The organism is Ramlibacter rhizophilus, assembly GCF_004681965.1.
Taxonomy (GTDB): domain Bacteria; phylum Pseudomonadota; class Gammaproteobacteria; order Burkholderiales; family Burkholderiaceae_C; genus Ramlibacter; species Ramlibacter rhizophilus.
Map to the genome: position 1 here is coordinate 337,568 of NZ_SMLL01000003.1, position 19,962 is coordinate 357,529.

The window sequence follows — 19,962 nt, forward strand, 5'->3', positions numbered from 1 at the left end:
CTGTTGCCCCCGGTTACGCGAGGCCTGCGTACGATGCCTCGCAGGCGCGTCGGATCGGCCTTTTGTCATGGTCACCCGGTGACAGCATGCAGCCCGCCGCGCACCCCACCCCGCGAGCCGGCCGGTCCCCAGAAGGCCGGTCTGGGGAGGATCCCTGGCCCTCCGGCTCGCGAGGAAGCCAGGCCACATTCAATGCTCCGGCCATTGCGCGCGAGCCACAGACCTGAACGCACTCACTGCTGCCTTGCGGCAGCCGCCGCCAGGCAGCAGCACTGAGGCTGCTCACTCCCTCGCCTTCAACGCCCGCCCAAACGCCAGCGCCACCCCCGGCAGCGCCACAGCCGCCGCCAGCAGCGGCACCCAGCCCCCCAGGTGATCGTGCGCCCAGGCCGTGGCCAGCACGCCGATCCCCTGGCCCATGAACAGGCAGAAGGCGAACAGCGCCACCGCGCTGCCCCGCGCCTCGGGCGCCATCTGGGTCGCGTGGGTCTGCAGGGTGTTGTGGTACAGGTAGGTGCCGAAGCCGACCAGCAGCGCCACCGGCGCGGCCGTCCAGGCGAGCGGCGAGAGCGCCCAGGCAAGATAGCCCGCGCCCATCATCCAGCCGCCGACGACCACCATGCGCACCTGCCCCAGCCGCCGCACCACGTGCCGGGCGGTGAGCGCATAGGCCAGGCCACCGACGGCATAGAGGGCCACCAGCGCCGAGGCGACCGTGAGCGTGAGGCCGAAGCGCTCGTGCAAGAAGGCCGGCAGGTAGGCCAGCGGGCCGAGCAGGAACACGCCTTCGGCAAAACCGCCCGCGAGCACCCAGCGTGACCAGGGCTGCGACAGCACGCCGCGCAGGGGCCCGATGAAACCTGGCGACTTCGTGGCCGGGGGCGCGGCGAAGCTGGCGCGCAGCCGCACGTAAAGCAGCACGGAGACCGCGAGGTAGCCGACGGCCGCTGCGCCGAAGGCGCCGCGCCATCCGAGCGCGCCGTCGGCGAACAGGCCGCCGGCGAGCTGGCCGGCCATCATGCCGGAGAGCGTTCCCATGAGGAGCGTGGCCAGCGTGGCCTGGCGCTCCTCGATGGGCACCGTGTCGCCGATCAGCGCCATGGACAGCGGAATGACGCCCGCGGCGCCGATGCCCCAGGCCACCCGCAGGCCGACCAGCACGTCGAAGCGCGGCGCGAAGGCACACGCGGCGGCCGCCACGGTGCAGGCCGCCAGGGCCAGGCAGATCACGCGCGCCTTGCCATGCCGGTCGGCCAGCGGGCCGAACACCAGCTGCATGAGGCCGTAGGCCAGCGAGAACCAGATGACCACCGCGCCGGCCTCGCCGGGCGTGATCGCGAAGTCGGCGGCCAGCCGGGGCAGCAGGCCGTCGCACAGGCGGATGGCAGCGCCGCTGAAGAAGGCGGCCAGGGCCAGCAGGCGGACGGTGGCGGGGGTGGCGGTGGCGGGGAGGGCAGCGGACGTCACAAGGCTCCTGGCGGCCGGCGATTATCGGTGCGGTCCGGCGAAGGCCGCAGGGCCTCGGCTTCGCTCCCCTCACGCAGGATCTATACCGGCCCGTGCCGCACGAATCCCGGCACCTCGCCGGTCGCCCGCTCCAGCCGCGCCGTCACGCCTTCGATCGCCTCCAGGTACTCGCGCCACAGGCTCATGAACTGCTGGTCGTGGTCCGACTCCAGCCAGGCTTCCGGGTCGTGGAAGCGAAGGCGCCGCTGGTGCATGAGGAAGCCCTCGATACGCTGGTCCACCTGCATCACCGTGGCAAGTGCCGGAGCCAGGTGGGGGAACCAGCGGGCCTGCACCTCCTGCGCCTGTTGCAAGGCCGCGTCGGCCTCGTCGCGGCGCGGGGCCAGTTCCAGGCGGCTGCGCTGCGCGGCGACCCAGACCGAATGCCGTGCCAGTGCCTCGGCCAGCACCAGGGCCTGCTCGCGGCGGCGCATGAGGCGCGTGAAGGCCGCGCTGACCGCGGCGACGGCCACCAGGCCGAGCACCAGCCAGAGCGCGTAGTAGGCAAGGGGCGACACGTGGCTCGCTCTCCCTCAGGCCACCGGGGGCGGCTGCCTCTGGACCGCAGCGGACGCGGGCGCGCCTTTGCGGCGCCGCGCGCGTGCGGCAGTCGTGGCGATGGCGAGATGGCGTGACGTCACCCAGGTTCCTGTCCAAGCGTTCCCGAGTGTTGCGATTCGTGACGGCGCCGCCTGTGGGACGCCGCCCGGCGGCCCTGTCGGAAGGCGGCTACAGGGAACGGCGCGGCCCGGCCCGGTGCAGTCGCTTGGCAGCCACCGCCGGTTCGGCGGCCAGGCGCTGGCTGGTGCGGCGCCAGCGCCGGCCGAGCCGCTGGAAGCTCTCGTGCCAGGAGGGTGCGACTTCCACGCTGGCCGTCGCCAGTGCGGCGAGCTCGCGCTCGATGCGGCGGGCCAGCAGCAGCTTCTCCGCGGGGGCGGATTCGCGCCCGTAGGCGGTCATCAGCGCCAGCGTGGTCTGCCAGGCGGTCATGCACGCGGCGGGCAGGGCGTCGCCCTGCGCACGCACGGCGCGCAGGTCGGGTGTGGGGATCAGACCCGGGGGCCGGGTGGCGTCGCCTTGCATGGCCGCGGATGCTACGCGGACCGGCGCGCGGCGACTGTCGGCCCGGGTCGCCGCCCGCGGCTGACTCGTCCTACACCGCCAGCGGCTCAGCGTGGGCCCGCGCCCGCGCTGCGCTGGTGGCGCTTGCGACCGGCGGCGCGCGCTTCCTCGCTGGTGAACTCGTGGGCGTGCCCGCTCTGGTGGGCCGCGCGCCCGCCCAGGCTGGCGATCTCGCGCTGGCGCTGCGGGTCCATGGCGGCGAATCCGCGCGGGCTGCGCTTGGGCCGCTCGGCGGCGGAGGAGGGGGTCGAATCCGGCAGGCTCATGGTGGGTCCTCGGGTGAACTAACAACGCTGCCCGCGAAGGAAGTTCCTGGGCAGGCCAGGCACTGCGGCAAGGCGCGTGCCCGATCCCATCCGTGCGGGGCGGCGTTCAGGCCGCGCCGTAGTCCTTGAGCCGGTTGTGGAGGGTCTTCAGGCTCACGCCCAGGGCGGCGGCCGTGCGTTCCTTGTGGTGCCCGAAGTGCGCCAGCGTGGCAAGGATGACCTGGCGCTCCACCTCGGCCAGCGAACTGCCCACCGCGACCGACAGCCCCGCGCCGGCGGCCGCCGCAGGCGTGATGCCGCGCGCGGGCGGCAGCCACTGCTCGTCGATCTCCGCCCCCGGCGACATGACCCAGGCGCGCTGCAGCACATTGCGCAGCTCGCGCACGTTGCCGGGCCAGGGCTGCTGCGCGAGCACGGCCAGGGCCGAGGCGCCGAGCCGCTTGCCGGCGCCTTCGCGCTCGGCCATCTGCGCGAGCAGGTGGCGCGAGAGCAGCGGCAGGTCGGCCATGCGCTGCCGAAGCGGCGGCATCTCGATGGGGAAGACGTTCAGGCGGTACAGCAGGTCCTCGCGCAGCGCGCCGGCGCGCACCGCCTCGTCCAGCTTGCGGTTGGAGGCGGCGATCACGCGCACGTCGGTCTGCCGGGCCTCGGTGGAGCCCACCCGCATGAAGCTGCCGCTTTCCAGCACCCGCAGCAGCTTGACCTGCAGGGCCTGCGGCATCTCCGTGATCTCGTCCAGGAACAGCGTGCCACCGTCCGCGCGCTCGAAGAAGCCCTGGTGCTGGCGGTCGGCGCCGGTGAAGCTGCCCTTTTCGTGGCCGAAGATCTCGCTCTCCATCAGCTGCGGCGAAATGGCGCCGCAGTTGACCGCCAGGAAGGGCTTGTCCCGCCGTCGGCTGCGGTCATGCACGGTGCGCGCGGCCAGCTCCTTGCCGGTGCCGCTCTCGCCGGTGATGAAGACCGTGACCGAGGTGCCGGCCACGCGCGCGATCTGCTCGTACACGCGCCGCATGGGCTCGCTCGCGCCGACCAGCAGGCCGAAGCGCTCGCTCGCCGTCGCCGGCTGCGCCACCGGCTGCAGCAGCCCCTCGCGCCCGAAGGCATAGCGGGCCAGCAGCAACTGCAGCTGCTGCGGGCTGATCGGCTTGGCCAGGCAATCGCAGGCGCCGCGCCGCAGCGCCTGCATGGCGGTCTCGATGCTGGGCTGGCCCGTCATGAGCACCACGTCGGACGGCCCGATCAGCTCCTGCTCGTCCAGCAGCGCGAAGCCGCTGCCGTCGGGCAGGTGCAGGTCCAGCAGCACCAGGTCGGGCTGCTGCAGCGCGAGCTGGCGCCGGGCATCGCTGAGCGAAGGCGCGGTCGCCGCCGAGCAGCCCTGGTCGGCGGCGATGCTGGCCATCATGCGGGCCGAATCCGCGTCCTTCTCGACGATCAGCGTGTGTGCCATCTACCGGCTCCCTCGTGTGGGGGCCGATTGTTGTCGCTTGCGGTCGGGCAGCCGGTAACAGGGCCGGGGCTCTGGTAATCGGGCATTGCTCAGCCTGCGTTCCTGGCGCAGGTGCGGGTCACCGCGGCGCTGAGAGGAACCGCAACTTTTTGCCCCTCGCACCCGCTGTCCCCATGAATTCGGTGGCAGGTCCGGGGGGCTCCCCGGTTACCAAGAGCCTCTTGTGTATGCGTTGTCGCAGGGCCGTCGCCGCAGCTGCCGGCTTGCGCCACAGTCGGCCTCCAACGAGGAGGTGACACTTGTTCTCGCATGCCCTGGAACTTCGAAGCAGCGCCGTGCTGCAGCCCGCGCTGTCGCCGCGCCTGCAGCGCGCGGTGAAGTTGCTGCAGCTGTCTTCCACCGACTTCTCGCAGCTGCTGCGTGGCGCGCTGGATACCAACCCGTTCCTGGAGTTGGAGGAGACATCCCCGGAACTGCAGGGGGCTGCGGACGCGCTGGCGGACGAGGCCGACGCGCCTTCGGGCTTCGCCGACTGGGCCGACGCGCCCGGAACCCGCGCCGCGGGCGCGGGCCGCGGCCGCCTCGAACTGGACGAGGCGAACTACGACGTCCTCCAGGCGCCCACCACGCTCGCCGAGCACCTGTGGGGGCAGCTCCGGCTCCTGCCCCTGCCGCCGCGCGACCTGGCGCTGGCGCTCGCGGTGGCAAGCTGCCTGGACGACGACGGCTTGCTGCGCTGCCCGCTGGAGGAAGTGGCTGCCGGCCTGGCACTGGGCGAGCCGGCGCGGCCCGAGGAACTGCAGATCGCGCTGCGCCACGTGCAGGCGCTGGACCCGCCGGGCGTGGGCGGGCGGGACCTGTGCGAATGCCTGCGGCTGCAGCTGGCTTCGGTGGAGCCGCGGAGCGTGCGCGAGCTGGCGGACGCCGTCCTGTCGCAGCACCTGGGCGCGCTCGCCGCCGGCGACCTGAATGTCATTGGCCGCCGCCTCGGCCAGCCGCGCGAACGCATCGAAGCCGCCTGCGCCGCGATCCGGCGGCTCGACCCGCACCCCGGCTGGCGCTTCGGGCAGGCGCCGGTGCCCTATGTCACGCCGGACGTGATCGTGCGCCGCCAGCGGGGCCAGTGGACCGCCGAGCTGAACCCGGTCATCGTCCCGCGGGTGCGGCTCAACCGGCGGTACGCGGAGCTGTTCCAGCAGCGGCGCGAGAGCGCGCATCCGGAGCTGTCGGCGCAGCTGCAGGAGGCGCGCTGGACCCTGCGCAACCTCGAGCAGCGCTTCTCGACCATCCTGGACGTCGCCCGCGCGATCCTCAAGCGCCAGCACCGCTTCCTGGCCTACGGACCGATGGCCATGCGCCCGCTGGCCTTGCGGGAGATCGCCGGTGAGCTGGGGGTGCACGAGTCCACCGTCTCGCGCGTGACGAACAACAAGTTCATGGCCACCCCCAGCGGCGTGTTCGAGCTCAAGTACTTCTTCTCGCGCGGGATGGCCACCGCCAGCGGCGGCGAATGCTCGCCCACCGCCATCCGCGGATTGCTGCGCGAGCTGATCGCGGCCGAGGCGGCCGGGGAGCCGCTGTCCGACGTGGAGCTGGCCCGGCAGCTTGCGCTGCAGGGCTTGCCGGTGGCCCGCCGCACGGTCACCAAGTACCGGCAGCAGCTGAAGATCGCGCCGGCCGCGCGGCGGGCTCGGCCGGCCTGCGGCGCCTGACAGGTCCAGCGCCCGTTTCGGCGCAGGCGATGCGCGGCGCGGCCTCGGCGCCTGGAGGCTCGGCCATTGGCTAGACTGGCGGTCCGCTCGAGCCCTGCATGACCTTCGCCGCCCAAACGCCACCCCGTCCGCCCGTCGATTCGGACTGGATCGAGGCCGAGCTGGTGCGCAGCTTCATGCGCGCGGTGACCGCCACGCAGGCGGTGACCGCGCTGCTCATGGGCGTCACGGCCGCCATGCTGTGGGGCGCGGTGAGCGACGCCTGGCTGCTGGTCTGGCTGGTGGCGGCGGTGCTCGTGTCGCTGCTGCGCGCCGTGGTGCTGCATCGTTTCAACGAGCGCCTGGCCGGCGGCGAGCCGGCGGTGCAGCTCGCCTACTTCCGGCGCACCGCCTGGGTCTGGCCCCTCAGCGCGGTCCTGTGGGGCGGCCTCACCTGGCTGTTCTTCGACACCGCCCCGCTGACCACGCAGTTCATCGCCTGGCTCATCCTGGGCGGCGTGGCCATGTTCGCCGTCAACAGCCTGGCGCCGCGCCTGGAGGTGGTGCGGCAGTTCATCAACGTGCTCGTGCTCGTGATGCTGGGCGTGACCGTGTGGCGCGTCGTCGTGGACCTGCAGCTGCAGGGACCCTACTACCACTACTGGCTCATGGCGCTGATCGTCATCTTCTGGCAGGTGCTGCAGCAGACGGCGCGACGCCTGCACGGCACGCACCGCCGCCACTTCGAGCTGCAGTTCCGCAACAACCAGCTGATCGCCTCGCTCACGCGCCAGACGCAGGCGGCGCTGGAGGCCGTGGAGATCAAGAACCGCTTCCTCGCCAGCGCCACGCACGACATCCGCCAGCCGGTGCATGCCCTGGGCCTGTATGCGGACTGGCTGGCGAGCGAGCCCGAACTGGTGAACGAGCTCGCGCCCAAGATCGTCGATGCGACCAAGGCGATCAATGCGCTCTTCGACCGCCTCTTCGACATGGCGCGGCTCGACGCGGGCGCCGTGCACCTTCAGATCGGCGAGGTGCCGCTGGACCAGCTGATGGCGGACCTGGAACTGCAGTACCGTCCCATCGCCCAGGCCAAGGGACTGTCATTGCGGATCCGGCCGGCGCGGGGCGTGGTGGTGTCGGACCGGCTGCTGCTGCAGCGCATCCTGGGCAACCTGGTGTCCAACGCCATCAAGTACACCGAGCGCGGCGGCGTGCTGGTGGGGGTGCGGCATGAGAAGGGCGTGCCGCGGGTGGAGGTGTGGGATACCGGCGTGGGCATCGCGCCGGCCAACCAGCGCGACATCTTCCGGGAGTTCTACAAGATCCCCATCCACGCGGGCACCGAGGACGGGTTCGGCCTGGGCCTGTACATCGTCTCGCGCCTCACGGCCATCCTGGGGCATTCGGTGAGCCTGTCCTCGCGGCCGGGGCGCGGCTCGGTGTTCCGCCTGCTGCTCACGCCCGCCGACAGCGCCCAGGCGGCGGCGCGGGCGGAGTCCTTCGCCGATCAGCTCGCCAGGAGGCCGTGAACGCGGGCGTAGTGGATGGTCTGCGTGCGGCTCTTGACGCCCAGGCGGCGGAACAGGCGCCACAGGTGCACCTTGACCGTGTGCTCGCTGATGCCCAGTTCGTCGGCGATCTCGCGGTTGGAGAGGCCCCGGTCCAGCATGACGATGAGCTGCTTCTGACGCTTGGAGAGCTTGTTGTCGGTGGGGGCGAGTTCCTCGAACTGGCCGTCCGCCGCCATCAGGGCGCGCAGGGCGTTGCCGATCTCGCCGGCGCCGGCGGACTTCTCGATGTAGATGTCGGCCCCGGCATCGACGCACAGCTCCTCGGCGTCGGCCGCCGGCGTGGCCGAGATGACGGCCAGGGGCGTGCCAGGGAAAAGGTTCTTGATCTCGTGGACCCCCGAGGTGCCGGTGGTGTCGGGCAGCTTCAGGTCCAGGCAGATGAGGTCCGGGGCGCCATGCGTGCGGACGGCCGCGTCGAGGCCGCCGATGCGGTCCAGCTCGACGACGTTCGCACCGGGACGCAGGCGGCGCAGCAGCATCACGACCGCTTCGCGCATGAGGGGGTGGTCGTCGATGACGAAAAGGTTCATGGGAGGCGTAGCGGAAGTCTTCGGAGGCTGCATGGTCGTTATCTTGCTTATTAACCGGCGCGGTTGTTTATAGCAGAGCCTCCTTCGGAGGACCTAGCCGTTGTGAGCGATTTGTGACAGCGCCTGAGTGATTTCGTTCTCGGACACGCCCTCGGACCTGCGGATGTGTTGCTCCGAGCCCGCGCTGCTGCCGCCGCGCAGGCGGGCCACGACCTGCCCGGCTTCGCGCGGCGACTCGAAGCCGGTGCTTTGCAGCAGCACGCGTCCCTGCGGGTCCACCAGCTTGAAGTAATGCAGGCCGTCGGACTCGCGGTACTGCTTGAAGCTGGGCAGGGCCGCGTGCTTGCCGGCTTTGCCCTCGGCTGCGGCTTGCCCGCGGTCGGCCAGGTGGCGCAGGCCGACCGCCTGCCGCAGCCGCGCCATGAAGGGCGTGGCGATGGAGCGCGCCTTGTCGGCGCCGCGGCGCAGGATGCGTTCGAGCTCATCGGGGTTGGCGGTCAGGTCGCGGTAGCGTTCCCGCATTGGAGCGATCTCGCGGTCGATGCGTTCAAACAAAAGCTGCTTGGCATCGCCCCAGGCAATACCTTCCGCATAGGCGCGCCGCAGCGCCTCGGTTTCCTCGGCACCGGCAAAGGCCTGGTAGATCTGGAAAAGGGCCGAGCCCTCCACCTCCTTGGGCTCGCCTGGTGCGCGCGAGTCGGTGACGATGCCGGCGATCTGCCGGCGCAACTGCTCGGCCGGGCCGAAGAGCGCGATGGTGTTGTCGTAGCTCTTGCTCATCTTGCGCCCGTCCAGCCCCGGCAGCGTGGCGACGGATTCGTCCACCGCCGCCTCGGGCAGCGTGAAGTGCGCGCCGTACAGGTGGTTGAAGCTTTGTGCCATGTCGCGCGCCATCTCGATGTGCTGGACCTGGTCGCGCCCGACCGGGATCTTGTGCGCGTTGAACATGACGATGTCCGCGGCCATCAGCACCGGGTACATGAACAGGCCCGCGGTCACGTCGGCGTCGGCATCGCGTCCGTCGGCGGCGTTGCGGTCCATCGCGGCCTTGTAGGCATGGGCGCGATTGAGCAGTCCCTTGCCGGTCACGCAGGTGAGCAGCCAGGTGAGCTCGGGAATCTCGGGGATGTCGGACTGCCGATAGAAGAAAACCCGCTCGGGGTCCAGGCCGGCGGCAAGCCAGCAGGCGGCGATCTCCATGGTCGAGCGCTGGATGCGCGCCGGCTCGTCGCACTTGATGAGGGCGTGGTAGTCGGCCAGGAAATAGAAGTTTTCGGTGCCGGGGCGACGGCTCGCCTGCACGGAGGGCCGGATGGCGCCGACGTAGTTGCCCAGGTGGGGCGTGCCGGTGGTCGTGATGCCGGTGAGATAGCGGACGGGAGCGTTCATTCTCGAAGGTTCAGAACAGGGCGGTGAGCGGGGACACGAGCACGGAGAGCGAGGCATAGCCGAAGGCCAGCAGCGGCCGCAGCCACCAGGTGCCGAGCACGCCCAGCAGCACCAGGCCGAGCACGATGAGGAAGCCGTAGGGCTCCAGCCGCGCGACCCACTGACCCTGGCGCCAGGGCAGCAGGCCCACCAGGATGCGGCCGCCATCCAGCGGCGGCAGCGGGAACAGGTTGAAGGCCCACAGCAGCAGGTTCACCAGGACGCCGCCGCGGCACATCTCCAGGAAGAAGCGCTCCTGCACACCAAAGCCGGTGAGCAGGGCGAAGGCCACCGCCCACAGGATGGCCTGGATGAAGTTGGACGCCGGCCCGGCCAGCGCGACGAGCACCATGTCCCGCTTGGGGTGGCGAAGGCGCCCGAAGTCCACCGGCACCGGCTTGGCGTAGCCGAAGAGGAAGGCGCCCGAGGTGGCGAAATACAGGAACAGCGGCATCAGGATGGTGCCGATGGGGTCCACGTGCGGGAAGGGGTTGAGCGTCACGCGCCCTTGCGCGTAGGCCGTGTTGTCGCCGAACCACCGGGCCACGTAGCCGTGCGCCGCCTCGTGCACGGTGATGGCGAAGAGCACGGGAAGGGCGTAGATCAGGACCTTCTGGATCAGGGTGTTGATGTCCACCCGCGGGATTGTCGCGCATCGACTCCCTTCTTCTCCGGGAGGGGCACATTGACTCCCTCCCCCTCTGGGGGAGGGTGGGGGTGGGGGGCCGCGCGCCGACCACGCTACTGGTTCGCGAAGCCCCCATCCCAGCCTTCCCCCAAAAGGGGAAGGAGTGAACAGCCCCTCACGCGAGCCCGACCAGCGACAGCTCGCCCCGGCCTTCGCGCACCACCACCGGGTCGTCACCGGTCCACATGGGCGAGAGGTCCACCACCGTGGTGGGCTGCGAAGGACAGGCGCCGGCGTCGATGACGCCCTCGATCTGCCGCTCGTAGCGGGCGCGGATCTCGGCGGCGTCGTTCAGCGGCGCGTCCTCGCCGATCGGGATGAGCGTGGTGGCCAGCAGCGGCGCGCCGTGCAGGCCGATCAGCGCCTGCAGCACGCCATGCTCGGGCACGCGCAGGCCGATGGTCTTGCGCTGCGGGTGGCTGAGGCGCCGCGGCACCTCGCGCGTGGCCTCCAGGATGAAGGTGAAGGGCCCCGGCGTGGCCGCCTTGAGCAGGCGGTACTGCCGGTTGTCCACCCGCGCGTAGGTCGCCAGCGCGCTCAGGTCGGCGCACAGCAGCGTGAGGTGGTGCTTGTCGCCCACGCCGCGCAGCTGGCGCAGCCGGTCCGCGCAGGCCTTGTCGTCCAGGTGGCAGGCCAGGGCGTAGCTGGAGTCCGTGGGCACCGCCAGGATGCCGCCGCCAGCCAGCAGGGCCGCGGCCTGCTTGAGCAGGCGCGGCTGGGGGTTGTCCGGATGGACCTCGAAATACTGGGCCATGCCCGAGTATCAGCGCTCGGCGCGGACCGGTGGGACCGCGCGGGCACGGTGCTCGCGTACCGTGAGCCAGGCAGCCGCCACGCCGCAGGCGGCGATCAGCGCCATGCCCAGCACGGACCAGCCGTCGGGCATATGGCCGAACACCAGCCAGCCGGCCAGCATCGCAAAGCCGATCTGCACGTACACATAGGGCATGAGCGTGCTGGCCGGGGCGCGCTGGAACGCGAGGATGAGGACGAAGTGGCCGATGGAGGCGATCACGCCCATGCCAACCAGCATGGCCCAGAGCCAGCCGGAGGCCAGGGAGGTCCAGACGAACGGCAGGGCCAGCGTGGCGAGCAGGGCGCCGATCCAGCTCGTGTACAGGTGCATGGTGAGCGGGTCTTCCGTGCGCGCGAGGCGGCTGGTCAGGAGCTGGAAGCCCACGTTGCAGGCCACCTGGCACAGCGGCAGCAGCATGGCCCAGGTGAACTGCGCACCGCCGGGGCGCATGATGACCAGCGTGCCTGCGAAGCCTCCCGCCACCAGCAGCCAGCGCAGCGGCGAGACGCGCTCGCCCAGCACCGTGGCGCCCAGCAGCGTGACCACCAGCGGCGCGATCATGATGATGGCCGTGAACTCGCCCACGGGAATGTGGCGCAGGCTCACGAACACGAAGATGCTGCCGGCCAGCAGCAGCGCGCCGCGCAGGCACTGGAAGCCGGGGCTGCGGGTGCGGAAGACCGCCAGCCCGCGGCGCGGCAGCACGGCCACGCTGGCCGAGACGGCCTGGGCCACGTAGCGCACCCACACGCCCAGCATCACCGGCACGCCGGCCAGCACGGCGACCTTGCTGCCGGTGTCGTTGGTCGCGAAGAAAAGGCAGGAGAGCATCAGCAGGCCGATGCCCGCGAGCACGCCGCGCGAGGCCGCCGCGCCGCTCACCGGATGCGGTCGGCCAGCAGGGTCCACACGGGCGTGAGGTCTTCGGGCAGGGGCGGCAGGCGGCCGAGGTCCATGTGGCTTTCGTCGGGGCTGTGGAAGTCGCTGCCGCGCGAGGCGGCCAGGCCGAACTCGCGCGCGGTGTCCGCATAGCGCGCGGCCTCGGCGGCGGTGTGGCTGCCGGTCACCACCTCGACGGCGGTGCCGCCGTGCGCCTTGAATTCGCTGAAGAGCGCCCACTCCTCGTTGGGCGTGAAGCCGTAGCGCGCCGGGTGCGCGATCACGGCCTGGCCCCCGGCGCCGGTGATCCACTGCACGGCGTTGCGCAGGCTCGCCCAGCGATGCGGCACGAAGCCCGGCTTGCCTTCGGTGAGGAAGCGGCGGAACACCTCGCCGGTGTCCCGGCACACCCCGGTCTCGACCAGGAAGCGCGCGAAGTGCGTGCGCGAGATGAGTTCGGGATTGCCCACGTAGCGCAGCGCGCCTTCATAGGCGTCGGGGATGCCGGCGGCCGCGAGCTGCGCGGACATCTCGCGGGCACGCTCGCCGCGGCCGCCGCGCGTATCCACCAGGCCCTGGCGGATGGCCGGGTCCTCGGCGTCGAAGCCCAGGCCGACGATGTGCACGGTCTTGCCGGCGAAGGTGACGGAGATCTCGCAGCCGGTCAGGTAGCGCATGCCCTGGGCCTGCGCCGCGGCCTGCGCCCGTGCCTGCCCGCCCACCTCGTCATGGTCCGTGAGGGCCCACAGCTGCACGCCGTTGGCCGCCGCGCGGACCGCCAGTTGCTCGGGGGTGAGGGTGCCGTCCGAGACGACGGAGTGGCAATGCAGGTCGGCGTTGAGGGCGGCAGTCACCGGGGGATTCTAGGGGGGCTCAATCGAGGGCACCGGCCGCGAGGCGGATGTCCGCTTCGGTGGCGAGGGCGCAGGCGATCGCGATGCGCAGGCCCTCGATCGTCGCTTCCAGCGGCAGGCAGGGGCTGCCCTGCGCGGGCAGCCAGGGAATGTGCACCAGTCCGCCGCGTACCCCCGCGAAGCCCGGCTCGGCCAGCCGGTGCATCAGGCCGTAGAACACATGGTTGCACACGAAGGTGCCGGCGGTCTGGGACACCTCGGCCGGAAGGCCCGCCCGCTGCAGCGCCTGCAGCATGGCCTTGATCGGCAGGCTGCTGAAATAGGCCGCGGGCGCGCCGGCGACCACCGGGCGGTCCACCGGCTGGGCACCCGCGTTGTCGGGGATGCGCGCGTCGTCCACGTTGATGGCCACGCGCTCCAGCGAGATCGCGGCGCGGCCGCCGGCCTGGCCGCAGCACAGCACCAGCGCGGGCTGGTGCAGGCGGATGAGGTCATCCAGCCGAGCCAGCGATGCGCCGAAGACCGTGGGAAGCACGGCCGCAACCACGCGGTGTCCTGCGATCAGCTGCCCATCGAGCGCCTGCGCCGCCAGCGCGCTGGGGTTGGCCGCCTCGCCGCCGAAGGGCTCGAAGCCGGTGAACAGGACCACGGGCGGGCGGGGCGAGGGCGGGTGGGCGCGGGTCATGGGCACGGCACTGTAGCGGCAAGGCCCAACGCGCGCATGCTTTCCGCCGGAGGCAGGCGCCTCACCTGCCGCCCCAGCCCGAGGGCCTTCATGCCCCTGTCACGAGCCGGTCCGGCCACGGTGCGACAATTCCGGGTTCATGAATTCCGACCCTGTGTCCCTGGCGGCCCCTGCCGGCCCCGCTCCGGCTGAGGCCGGCCCCGCTCCAACCATGACCGCATCGTTTTCCAAGCTCTCGCTGGCCGAGCCGCTGGCGCGCGCCGTGGCCGAGATGGGCTACGAGAGCATGACGCCCATCCAGGCCCAGGCCATTCCCGTGGTCCTGACCGGCCGCGACGTGATGGGCGCGGCGCAGACCGGCACCGGCAAGACCGCGGCCTTCTCCCTGCCGCTGCTGCAGCGTCTGCTCAAGCACGAAAGCAGTTCCACCTCGCCGGCGCGACACCCCGTGCGCGCGCTGGTGCTGCTGCCTACCCGAGAACTCGCGGACCAGGTGGCCCAGCAGATCAAGCTCTACGCCAAGTACACCCAGCTGCGCAGCGCGGTGGTGTTCGGCGGCATGGACATGAAGCCGCAGACGCTGGAGCTCAAGCGCGGCGTCGAGGTGCTGGTGGCCACGCCGGGACGCCTGCTGGACCACATCGAGGCCAAGAACGCGGTCCTCAACCAGGTGGAGTACGTGGTGCTGGACGAGGCGGACCGCATGCTGGACATCGGCTTCCTGCCGGACCTGCAGCGCATCCTGTCCTACCTGCCCCAGCAGCGCACCACGCTGCTGTTCTCGGCCACCTTCTCGCCCGAGATCAAGCGGCTGGCCAACAGCTACCTCAAGGACCCGATCACCATCGAGGTGGCGCGCCCCAACGAGACGGCCTCTACCGTCGAGCAGCATTTCTACAGCGTGCCCGACGACGACAAGCGCCGCGCCCTGCGCCAGATCGTGCGCCAGCGCGGCATCACCCAGGCCTTCGTCTTCGTCAACAGCAAGCTCGGCTGCGCGCGCCTGGCCCGCAGCCTGGAACGCGACGGCCTCAAGACGACGGCCCTGCACGGCGACAAGAGCCAGGACGAGCGCCTGAAGGCCCTGGCCGCCTTCAAGGCCGGCGAGGTGGACCTGCTGGTGGCCACCGACGTGGCCGCGCGCGGGCTGGACATCAAGGACGTGCCGGCGGTCTTCAACTTCGACATCCCCTTCAACCCCGAGGACTATGTCCACCGCATCGGCCGCACCGGCCGCGCGGGCGCCTCGGGCCTGGCGGTGAGCTTCGTCTCGGGCAGCGACGGCCGGCTGGTCGCCGACCTGGAGAAGCTGCTGAAGAAGAAGGTGGAACTCGAGGCCGTCGAGTACGAGGACGACCGCCCGCGCGGGCGCATCAACGACGGCCGCCGCACCTGGCGCGAGCAGGGCGAGACCGGCGATCCGCGCGACGTGCTGGACCCCCCGCGCGAGCGCCGCGCGCCGCGTCCGGCCCCGGCCCCGCGCGATCCCTTCTTCGAGCGGCCCTACGAGCCCCCGGCCCAGGCCGAGCCGCCGGCCTGGGAAGCCAATGCCAAGGCCGCCCCGGGCGCGCGGGTCTCGGCCAACATCAAGTCCAGGCGCAAGGTGGCGGCGCTGTTCAAGGCGGCGGGCTAGTAGGGCCTGTTCACACTATTTTCGCGAGATGCGTTGCGGAGCAAAAAGGTCATGCGCAAGGCGCGAGTCCGCCGCCGGGGTCGGCCCCCGGCAAGGGCTCGCAACGCGGCGCATGGCCTTTTTGACCGCAACCCGGAGGGAACGTGGCTGAAACAGCGCCACTCGTCGTTGCAGGCCTAGCCCAGGCGGCCAGCCTGGGCGTCGCCCTGCGCCTAGATTGGCGCTGTTTCAGCCGCGTTCGCACTCGTGAAAATAGTGTGAACAGGCCCTAGTCACTCGTGCGGCTGCGCCTGCTCGCAGTCCACCTGGATCAATTCGTGCCGGGCAGGGTCCTGTGGGTCGATGCGCAGGGCGCTGAGGCACCCTCCCCACACGCAGCCGCTGTCCAGGGCCAGCAGCTTGGGCCGCAGCACCACGCCCAGCGTCGACCAGTGGCCCACCGCCATCACCTGCGCCTGCGTGCGCCGCCCCGGCACCATGAACCAGGGCAGGGTGCCTTCGGGGGCGTTGTCCGGCGTTCCGCTGGCCTTCAGGTGCATCACGCCGTCCGGCGTGCAGAAGCGAAGCCGCGTGAGCGCATTGACGACGATGCGCAGCCGATCGAAGCCCGTGAGCGCATCGTCCCAGCGGTCGGGCAGGTTGCCGAACATCTGCGCCAGGAACTCGTCGTAGTCCCCGGACTGCAGGGTGCGCTCCACCTCGCCGGCCAGGGCCATCACCTGCGCGGCGTCCCACTGCGGCAGCACGCCGGCGTGCACCATCAGCAGCCCGTGTTCGCGGATCGCGAGCGGCCGGTGGCGCAGCCAGTCGAGCAGCGCCGCGCGGTCGGGCGCGGCGAGCACCGCGTCCATGGTGTCGCGCGGGTGCGGGCTGCGGTGGCCCTGGGCCACGGCCAGCAGGCTGAGGTCGTGGTTGCCGAGCAGGCACTGCGCGCTCTGGCCGTAGTGCATCAGCCGCCGCAGCACCTGCGCCGAGGCCGGCCCGCGATTGACCAGGTCTCCCAGCAGATAGATCGTGTCCCGGCTCGGGGAGTACGCGATCTTGTGCAGCAGGCGGCCCAGTGCGTCGTCGCAGCCTTGCACGTCACCGATCAAGTAGAGTGCCATGGTCTGCATTCTCCCGCGCCCTGATGGAAGTCGTGTTCATCGCCTTTTTGACGCTGCTCAATGGCGCCTTCGCCATGTGCGAGATGGCGCTGGCCTCGGCCCGGCGGGGGCGCCTGGCCGCCATGGCCGAGGACGGGGACCGGGGCGCGCAGACGGCGCTGTCCATGATGGACGAGCCCACGCAGTTCCTGTCCACCGTGCAGGTGGGCATCACCTCCATCGGCCTGCTCAATGGCATCGTGGGCGAGGCGGCTTTCAGCGGGGGCCTGAGCGCCTGGATGGTGACGGTCGGCCTGAGCGACGCCGTCGCCAGCGTCCTGGCCACCGTGGTGGTGGTGGCGGTCATCACCTACGTGACCATCGTGTTCGGGGAGCTGGTGCCCAAGCGCATCGCGCAGATGTACCCCGAGTCCATCGCCCGCTGGATGGCCCGGCCCATGGGCGGCCTCGCGCGCGCGGCCTCCCCCTTCGTGCGCCTGCTCTCGGCCACCACGCGCGGCGTGCTCAAGCTGCTGGGCGTCGCGCTGGACCGCCCCGCCATCACCGAGGAGGAACTCGCGCACAGCCTGGCCGAGGGCGTGGACGCCGGGCTCATCGAGCAGCACGAGCGCCAGATGGTGCAGAACGTCTTCCACCTGGACGAGCGGCCGCTCACCTCCATGATGATCCCGCGCTCGGACATCGAGTGGCTGGACGCCAGCCTCACGGTGGCCGAATGCCTGGCCCGCGCCGGCCGCGAGGACGGGCACTCCTGGTACCCCGTGTGCCGCGGCTCGCTGGACAACGTGCTCGGCCTGGTGAGCGTCTCGCGGCTGCTGTCCCTGGGCGCCGACCAGCACGCGGGCGCGGTGGAGGCGCACGTGGTCCCCGCCGCCTTCCTGCCCGAGACGCTCAGCGGACTGGAACTGCTGGAGCAGTTTCGCGCACAGGCGGCGCGCATCGTGCTGGTGGTGGACGAGTACGGCGTGGTCCAGGGCCTCATGACCCCGCGCGACCTGCTGGAGGCGATCACCGGCGAGCTGCAGCCCGAGCAGCAGACCGAAGCCTGGGCCACCCGGCGCGAGGACGGCTCCTGGCTGCTGGACGGCACCATGCCGGTCTCCGAGCTCAAGGCGCGCCTTGCGATCCGCGAGCTGCCCGAGGAGGATCGCGGGCGCTACAACACGCTGGCCGGCCTGCTCATGGCGGAATCGGGCCACCTGCCCGGTGTGGGCGAGCGCATCGAGTGCGCCGGCTGGAGCTTCGAAGTGGTCGACCTGGACGGCAAGCGCATCGACAAGGTGCTGGCGGTGTTCACCCCCGCCTGATTCATTGGCGGATTCGAACCACGGGAAAGGAGGGCGCATGGCCGCGCCGACGTTCTATGTGAAACCTGCGCTGATCGACCGGGAGCGGCACCGCGCGCTGCGCGTGCGCCGCGACGCCGGCTTCGGATTCGCCGCCGGCGCCCACGCCATGCCCCTCGCGGCCGCGGAGTTCAAGGAGGCGTGCAAGGAGTACGCCATCGTCTTCGCGCGCGGCGCGCAGGGCGTGGAGCCCCAGGTGTTGCTCGGGCTGCGGGACGGCGAGAACCTTTTCGTCGATGCCGCGGGACACTGGGACGCGCGCTACTTGCCCGCCTTCGTGCGGCGCCATCCCTTCGTGCTGGCGGAGCTGCCGAACCGGTCCCTGGGCGTCTGCGTGGACGAGGCCTTTGCCGCACCGGGCGGCACCGAAGGCGACAGCCTGTTCGACGCCGAAGGCCGCGAGACGCCGTTCCTGCGGCAGTCCATCGATTTCCTGGAGCGCTTCCAGCACGAATGGGAGCGCACCCGCGCCTTCTGCCAACGCCTCGACCAGGCCGGCGTGCTGCAGGCCATGAACGCGCGCGCCGAACCGGCCGGCGGCGGCACGTTCGACCTGCAGGGCCTGTGGGTGGTGGACGAGCAGCGCCTGCGCGCGCTGGATGACCCCACCGTACTGGCGTTCTTCCGCGCCGGCGAGCTGGAGCTCATCGGCATGCACCTGCTGTCGCTGTCGAACCTGCAGGGGCTGCTCGTGCGGCTGGACGAATGCAAGCGTGCAGGAGCAACGACTCCCTCCCCCTCTGGGGGCGGGTAGGGTGGGGGCCCGCGCGCCGACTACGCTGCTTCCCGCGGGCCCCCATCCCAGCCTTCCCCCAGAGGGGAAGGGGCGAACCCCTCAGGTCCGCGCTGTCGCCCGCTGCAGGGCCGGCGCGCTGCGTGGCTGGGGGTCTCTCAGGGGCGAGGCCGGCAGCTCGATCACCTCCACCACGCGATCGCGCCGCAGCGTGTCGATCAGCGCGTCCAGTTCCTCGGGCGCCAGCCGGGACTGCTCCAGCATCCAGCCGCGGTCCACCGGGCGCACGCTCATGGTGGACATGAGCCGCCACACCCGGGCGTTGCATTGCGACGGCGGCAGGGTCGGCCAGGCGCGCAGGCGGTAGGCCACGGACTCGCGGGGCAGGGCGGCCGGCTCGCGCGCCGGCTCCTTGCGCACTGCCAGACCGGCCGAATGGCAGGCCTTGCGGGCCCACAGTTGCAGCGTGTCGAAGGCGGAGTTCATGCCCCCACTGTCGCGGGTTCGCGCGCCGTGGGGCTAATGCAGTGGATGGTCGTGCTTAAGGATTTTTCTTATCAAGTTCCGGCTGCCGCAGCAGGGCTCAATCCAGCAGCGCCCCGCGGATCGGCTCCACCCAGCTGTTCGTCTCCGGGTTCCACACCCCCGAGAAATCGGAGGCGAGCTCCCACCAGGTCCAGCCGATGCCGCGCTTTTCGGCCTCGTCGCGCATGTGGCGCGCCCAATTGACGCGCGAGCGCATGTCGCCCTTGCTGTAGGCCCCGAACTCGCCCAGGTGCAGCGGCACGCCGTGCTTGCGGTTCCAGTCCCGCGCGGCCTCCAGGGTCTCGGTCATCTCGCGGCGCTGGCGCGCGTCGCAGCAGGGAATGCCGGCGGGAAGGGGCGGCTTGCGCCACTCCACGCCCTGGTGCGTGAAGTTGAAGGGCTCGTAGGTGTGGATGGCCACGATCAGGTTCGGGTCCTTCGGCAGCTTCAGGCGCGGCAGCTCCTTCACGTTGTTCCAGGAGCCCGGGCCGATGATCACGGCGCGATCCGGATTGGTCTGGCGCACGACGGCCAGGGCCTTGGCCGCCAGCTCGTTCCAGGGCTCGCCATCGAGCTTGCCGTTGGGTTCGTTCAGCAGCTCGAAGACCAGGCGGTTGGGCCGGTCCTTGTAGCGCGCGGCGATCTGCCGCCACATGTTGAGGAAGCGGGTCTCCACCACGGCCGGATCGACCTTGAACTCGTGCCGGTGCAGGTCGTTGCCCGACAGCTGCATGTAGTGGTGCATGTTGAGGATGACGTAGGCGTTGCGGCGCAGGAGGCCGTCCACCACCTCGTCCACCCGGCGGGCGAAGGCCTCGTCGATGGTGGCGTCGGCCGTGGGCGCCGCATGGTTGCTCCAGCGCACCGGCACGCGCACGGTGCGGAAGTGCCGCGCGGCGAGGTCCACGTAGCGCGGCTCCGCCTTGACGCCCCAGTCGCCCTCCCGGGGGGCCTCCAGCATGTTGCCCATGTTGATGCCGCGGCCCAGCGAATGGGCCAGCTCGCAGGTCTGCGGGCTCACGGCCTTGCAGCTTTGCCGGGCCGGCCCGGGATCGTCGGCGCGTGACAGGCTCACCGCCCAGCCGCCGCCGATCAGCGGCAGCGACAGGAGCAGTGCGATGAAGGCCCAGCGCAGCTTGGGTTGCATGGA

General features: G+C 71.3%; 20 protein-coding genes. 5 read left to right on the plus strand and 15 right to left on the minus strand.

Annotated elements, in window-relative coordinates; all coding sequences use genetic code 11:
* Positions 1-282: 282 nt before the first annotated feature.
* The 5 genes from EZ242_RS08105 to EZ242_RS08125 all read right to left on the minus strand — a co-directional run bounded on the left by EZ242_RS08105 (position 283) and on the right by EZ242_RS08125 (position 4,341).
* Complete coding sequence (locus EZ242_RS08105) at positions 283-1,467, minus strand: MFS transporter (RefSeq protein WP_240787023.1); 1,185 nt, start codon at positions 1,465-1,467, stop codon at positions 283-285.
* Between the two features lie 80 nt (positions 1,468-1,547).
* Positions 1,548-2,024 carry a hypothetical protein gene (locus EZ242_RS08110; RefSeq protein WP_135284633.1) on the minus strand — a complete coding sequence of 159 codons (477 nt, stop codon included), beginning with the start codon at positions 2,022-2,024 and terminating at the stop codon, positions 1,548-1,550.
* Positions 2,025-2,235: 211 nt separating this feature from the next.
* Positions 2,236-2,589, minus strand: a complete 354-nt coding sequence (locus EZ242_RS08115; RefSeq protein WP_135284634.1) for a hypothetical protein — start codon at positions 2,587-2,589, stop codon at positions 2,236-2,238.
* An 86-nt stretch (positions 2,590-2,675) separates the two neighbouring features.
* Positions 2,676-2,894, minus strand: coding sequence for a KGG domain-containing protein (locus EZ242_RS08120; protein ID WP_135284635.1), 219 nt, complete (start codon positions 2,892-2,894; stop codon positions 2,676-2,678).
* Positions 2,895-3,000: 106 nt separating this feature from the next.
* Positions 3,001-4,341 (minus strand): sigma-54-dependent transcriptional regulator, encoded by a 1,341-nt coding sequence (locus tag EZ242_RS08125; protein WP_135284636.1) that lies wholly within the window; start codon positions 4,339-4,341, stop codon positions 3,001-3,003.
* A 299-nt stretch (positions 4,342-4,640) separates the two neighbouring features.
* Here EZ242_RS08125 and rpoN point away from each other — a divergent pair, with 299 nt between their 5' ends.
* Both rpoN and EZ242_RS08135 read left to right on the plus strand, forming a co-directional pair.
* Positions 4,641-6,053, plus strand: a complete 1,413-nt coding sequence (rpoN, locus tag EZ242_RS08130; protein ID WP_135284637.1) for an RNA polymerase factor sigma-54 — start codon at positions 4,641-4,643, stop codon at positions 6,051-6,053.
* A 98-nt stretch (positions 6,054-6,151) separates the two neighbouring features.
* Positions 6,152-7,567: a sensor histidine kinase gene (locus EZ242_RS08135; RefSeq protein WP_135284638.1), complete on the plus strand. Its 1,416-nt coding sequence runs from the start codon at positions 6,152-6,154 to the stop codon at positions 7,565-7,567.
* Here EZ242_RS08135 and EZ242_RS08140 read toward each other — a convergent pair.
* The 7 genes from EZ242_RS08140 to pcp form a co-directional block, all read right to left on the minus strand.
* Positions 7,546-8,139 (minus strand): response regulator transcription factor, encoded by a 594-nt coding sequence (locus tag EZ242_RS08140; RefSeq protein WP_135284639.1) that lies wholly within the window; start codon positions 8,137-8,139, stop codon positions 7,546-7,548. The genes EZ242_RS08135 and EZ242_RS08140 overlap by 22 nt on opposite strands.
* A gap of 93 nt (positions 8,140-8,232) precedes the next feature.
* The gene (locus EZ242_RS08145) at positions 8,233-9,528 is read right to left on the minus strand and encodes a tryptophan--tRNA ligase (protein ID WP_135284640.1); all 1,296 of its coding nucleotides are present in this window, start codon (positions 9,526-9,528) and stop codon (positions 8,233-8,235) included.
* Between the two features lie 10 nt (positions 9,529-9,538).
* Entirely contained in the window at positions 9,539-10,204 is a 666-nt protein-coding gene (locus EZ242_RS08150; protein ID WP_135284641.1) for a site-2 protease family protein, read from the minus strand.
* Positions 10,205-10,370: 166 nt separating this feature from the next.
* Positions 10,371-11,009, minus strand: coding sequence for an L-threonylcarbamoyladenylate synthase (locus tag EZ242_RS08155; RefSeq protein WP_135284642.1), 639 nt, complete (start codon positions 11,007-11,009; stop codon positions 10,371-10,373).
* Positions 11,010-11,018: 9 nt separating this feature from the next.
* Positions 11,019-11,933, minus strand: a complete 915-nt coding sequence (locus EZ242_RS08160; protein ID WP_135284643.1) for a DMT family transporter — start codon at positions 11,931-11,933, stop codon at positions 11,019-11,021.
* The gene (locus tag EZ242_RS08165) at positions 11,930-12,784 is read right to left on the minus strand and encodes a 3',5'-nucleoside bisphosphate phosphatase (RefSeq protein WP_135284644.1); all 855 of its coding nucleotides are present in this window, start codon (positions 12,782-12,784) and stop codon (positions 11,930-11,932) included. Before EZ242_RS08165 ends, EZ242_RS08160 begins: the two co-directional genes overlap by 4 nt.
* Before the next feature lie 19 nt (positions 12,785-12,803).
* Positions 12,804-13,469: a pyroglutamyl-peptidase I gene (gene pcp / locus EZ242_RS08170; protein ID WP_135284645.1), complete on the minus strand. Its 666-nt coding sequence runs from the start codon at positions 13,467-13,469 to the stop codon at positions 12,804-12,806.
* A 211-nt stretch (positions 13,470-13,680) separates the two neighbouring features.
* Between pcp and EZ242_RS08175 the strand changes: the two genes are divergently transcribed.
* Positions 13,681-15,102 (plus strand): DEAD/DEAH box helicase, encoded by a 1,422-nt coding sequence (locus tag EZ242_RS08175; protein ID WP_135284646.1) that lies wholly within the window; start codon positions 13,681-13,683, stop codon positions 15,100-15,102.
* Between the two features lie 272 nt (positions 15,103-15,374).
* On the opposite strand, the gene EZ242_RS08180 is transcribed toward EZ242_RS08175, so the two are convergent.
* Complete coding sequence (locus EZ242_RS08180) at positions 15,375-16,208, minus strand: symmetrical bis(5'-nucleosyl)-tetraphosphatase (protein ID WP_135284647.1); 834 nt, start codon at positions 16,206-16,208, stop codon at positions 15,375-15,377.
* A gap of 23 nt (positions 16,209-16,231) precedes the next feature.
* On the opposite strand from EZ242_RS08180, the gene EZ242_RS08185 reads away from it, so the two are divergent.
* Both EZ242_RS08185 and EZ242_RS08190 read left to right on the plus strand, forming a co-directional pair.
* The gene (locus EZ242_RS08185) at positions 16,232-17,515 is read left to right on the plus strand and encodes a hemolysin family protein (protein WP_135284648.1); all 1,284 of its coding nucleotides are present in this window, start codon (positions 16,232-16,234) and stop codon (positions 17,513-17,515) included.
* A 37-nt stretch (positions 17,516-17,552) separates the two neighbouring features.
* On the plus strand, positions 17,553-18,308 hold the full coding sequence (locus EZ242_RS08190; RefSeq protein WP_135284649.1) for a SapC family protein: 756 nt from the start codon (positions 17,553-17,555) through the stop codon (positions 18,306-18,308).
* Between the two features lie 81 nt (positions 18,309-18,389).
* On the opposite strand, the gene EZ242_RS08195 is transcribed toward EZ242_RS08190, so the two are convergent.
* Both EZ242_RS08195 and EZ242_RS08200 read right to left on the minus strand, forming a co-directional pair.
* Positions 18,390-18,773 (minus strand): hypothetical protein, encoded by a 384-nt coding sequence (locus EZ242_RS08195; RefSeq protein ID WP_135284650.1) that lies wholly within the window; start codon positions 18,771-18,773, stop codon positions 18,390-18,392.
* A gap of 97 nt (positions 18,774-18,870) precedes the next feature.
* Positions 18,871-19,959 (minus strand): glycoside hydrolase family 5 protein, encoded by a 1,089-nt coding sequence (locus tag EZ242_RS08200; RefSeq protein WP_167784693.1) that lies wholly within the window; start codon positions 19,957-19,959, stop codon positions 18,871-18,873.
* Positions 19,960-19,962: the final 3 nt, after the last annotated feature.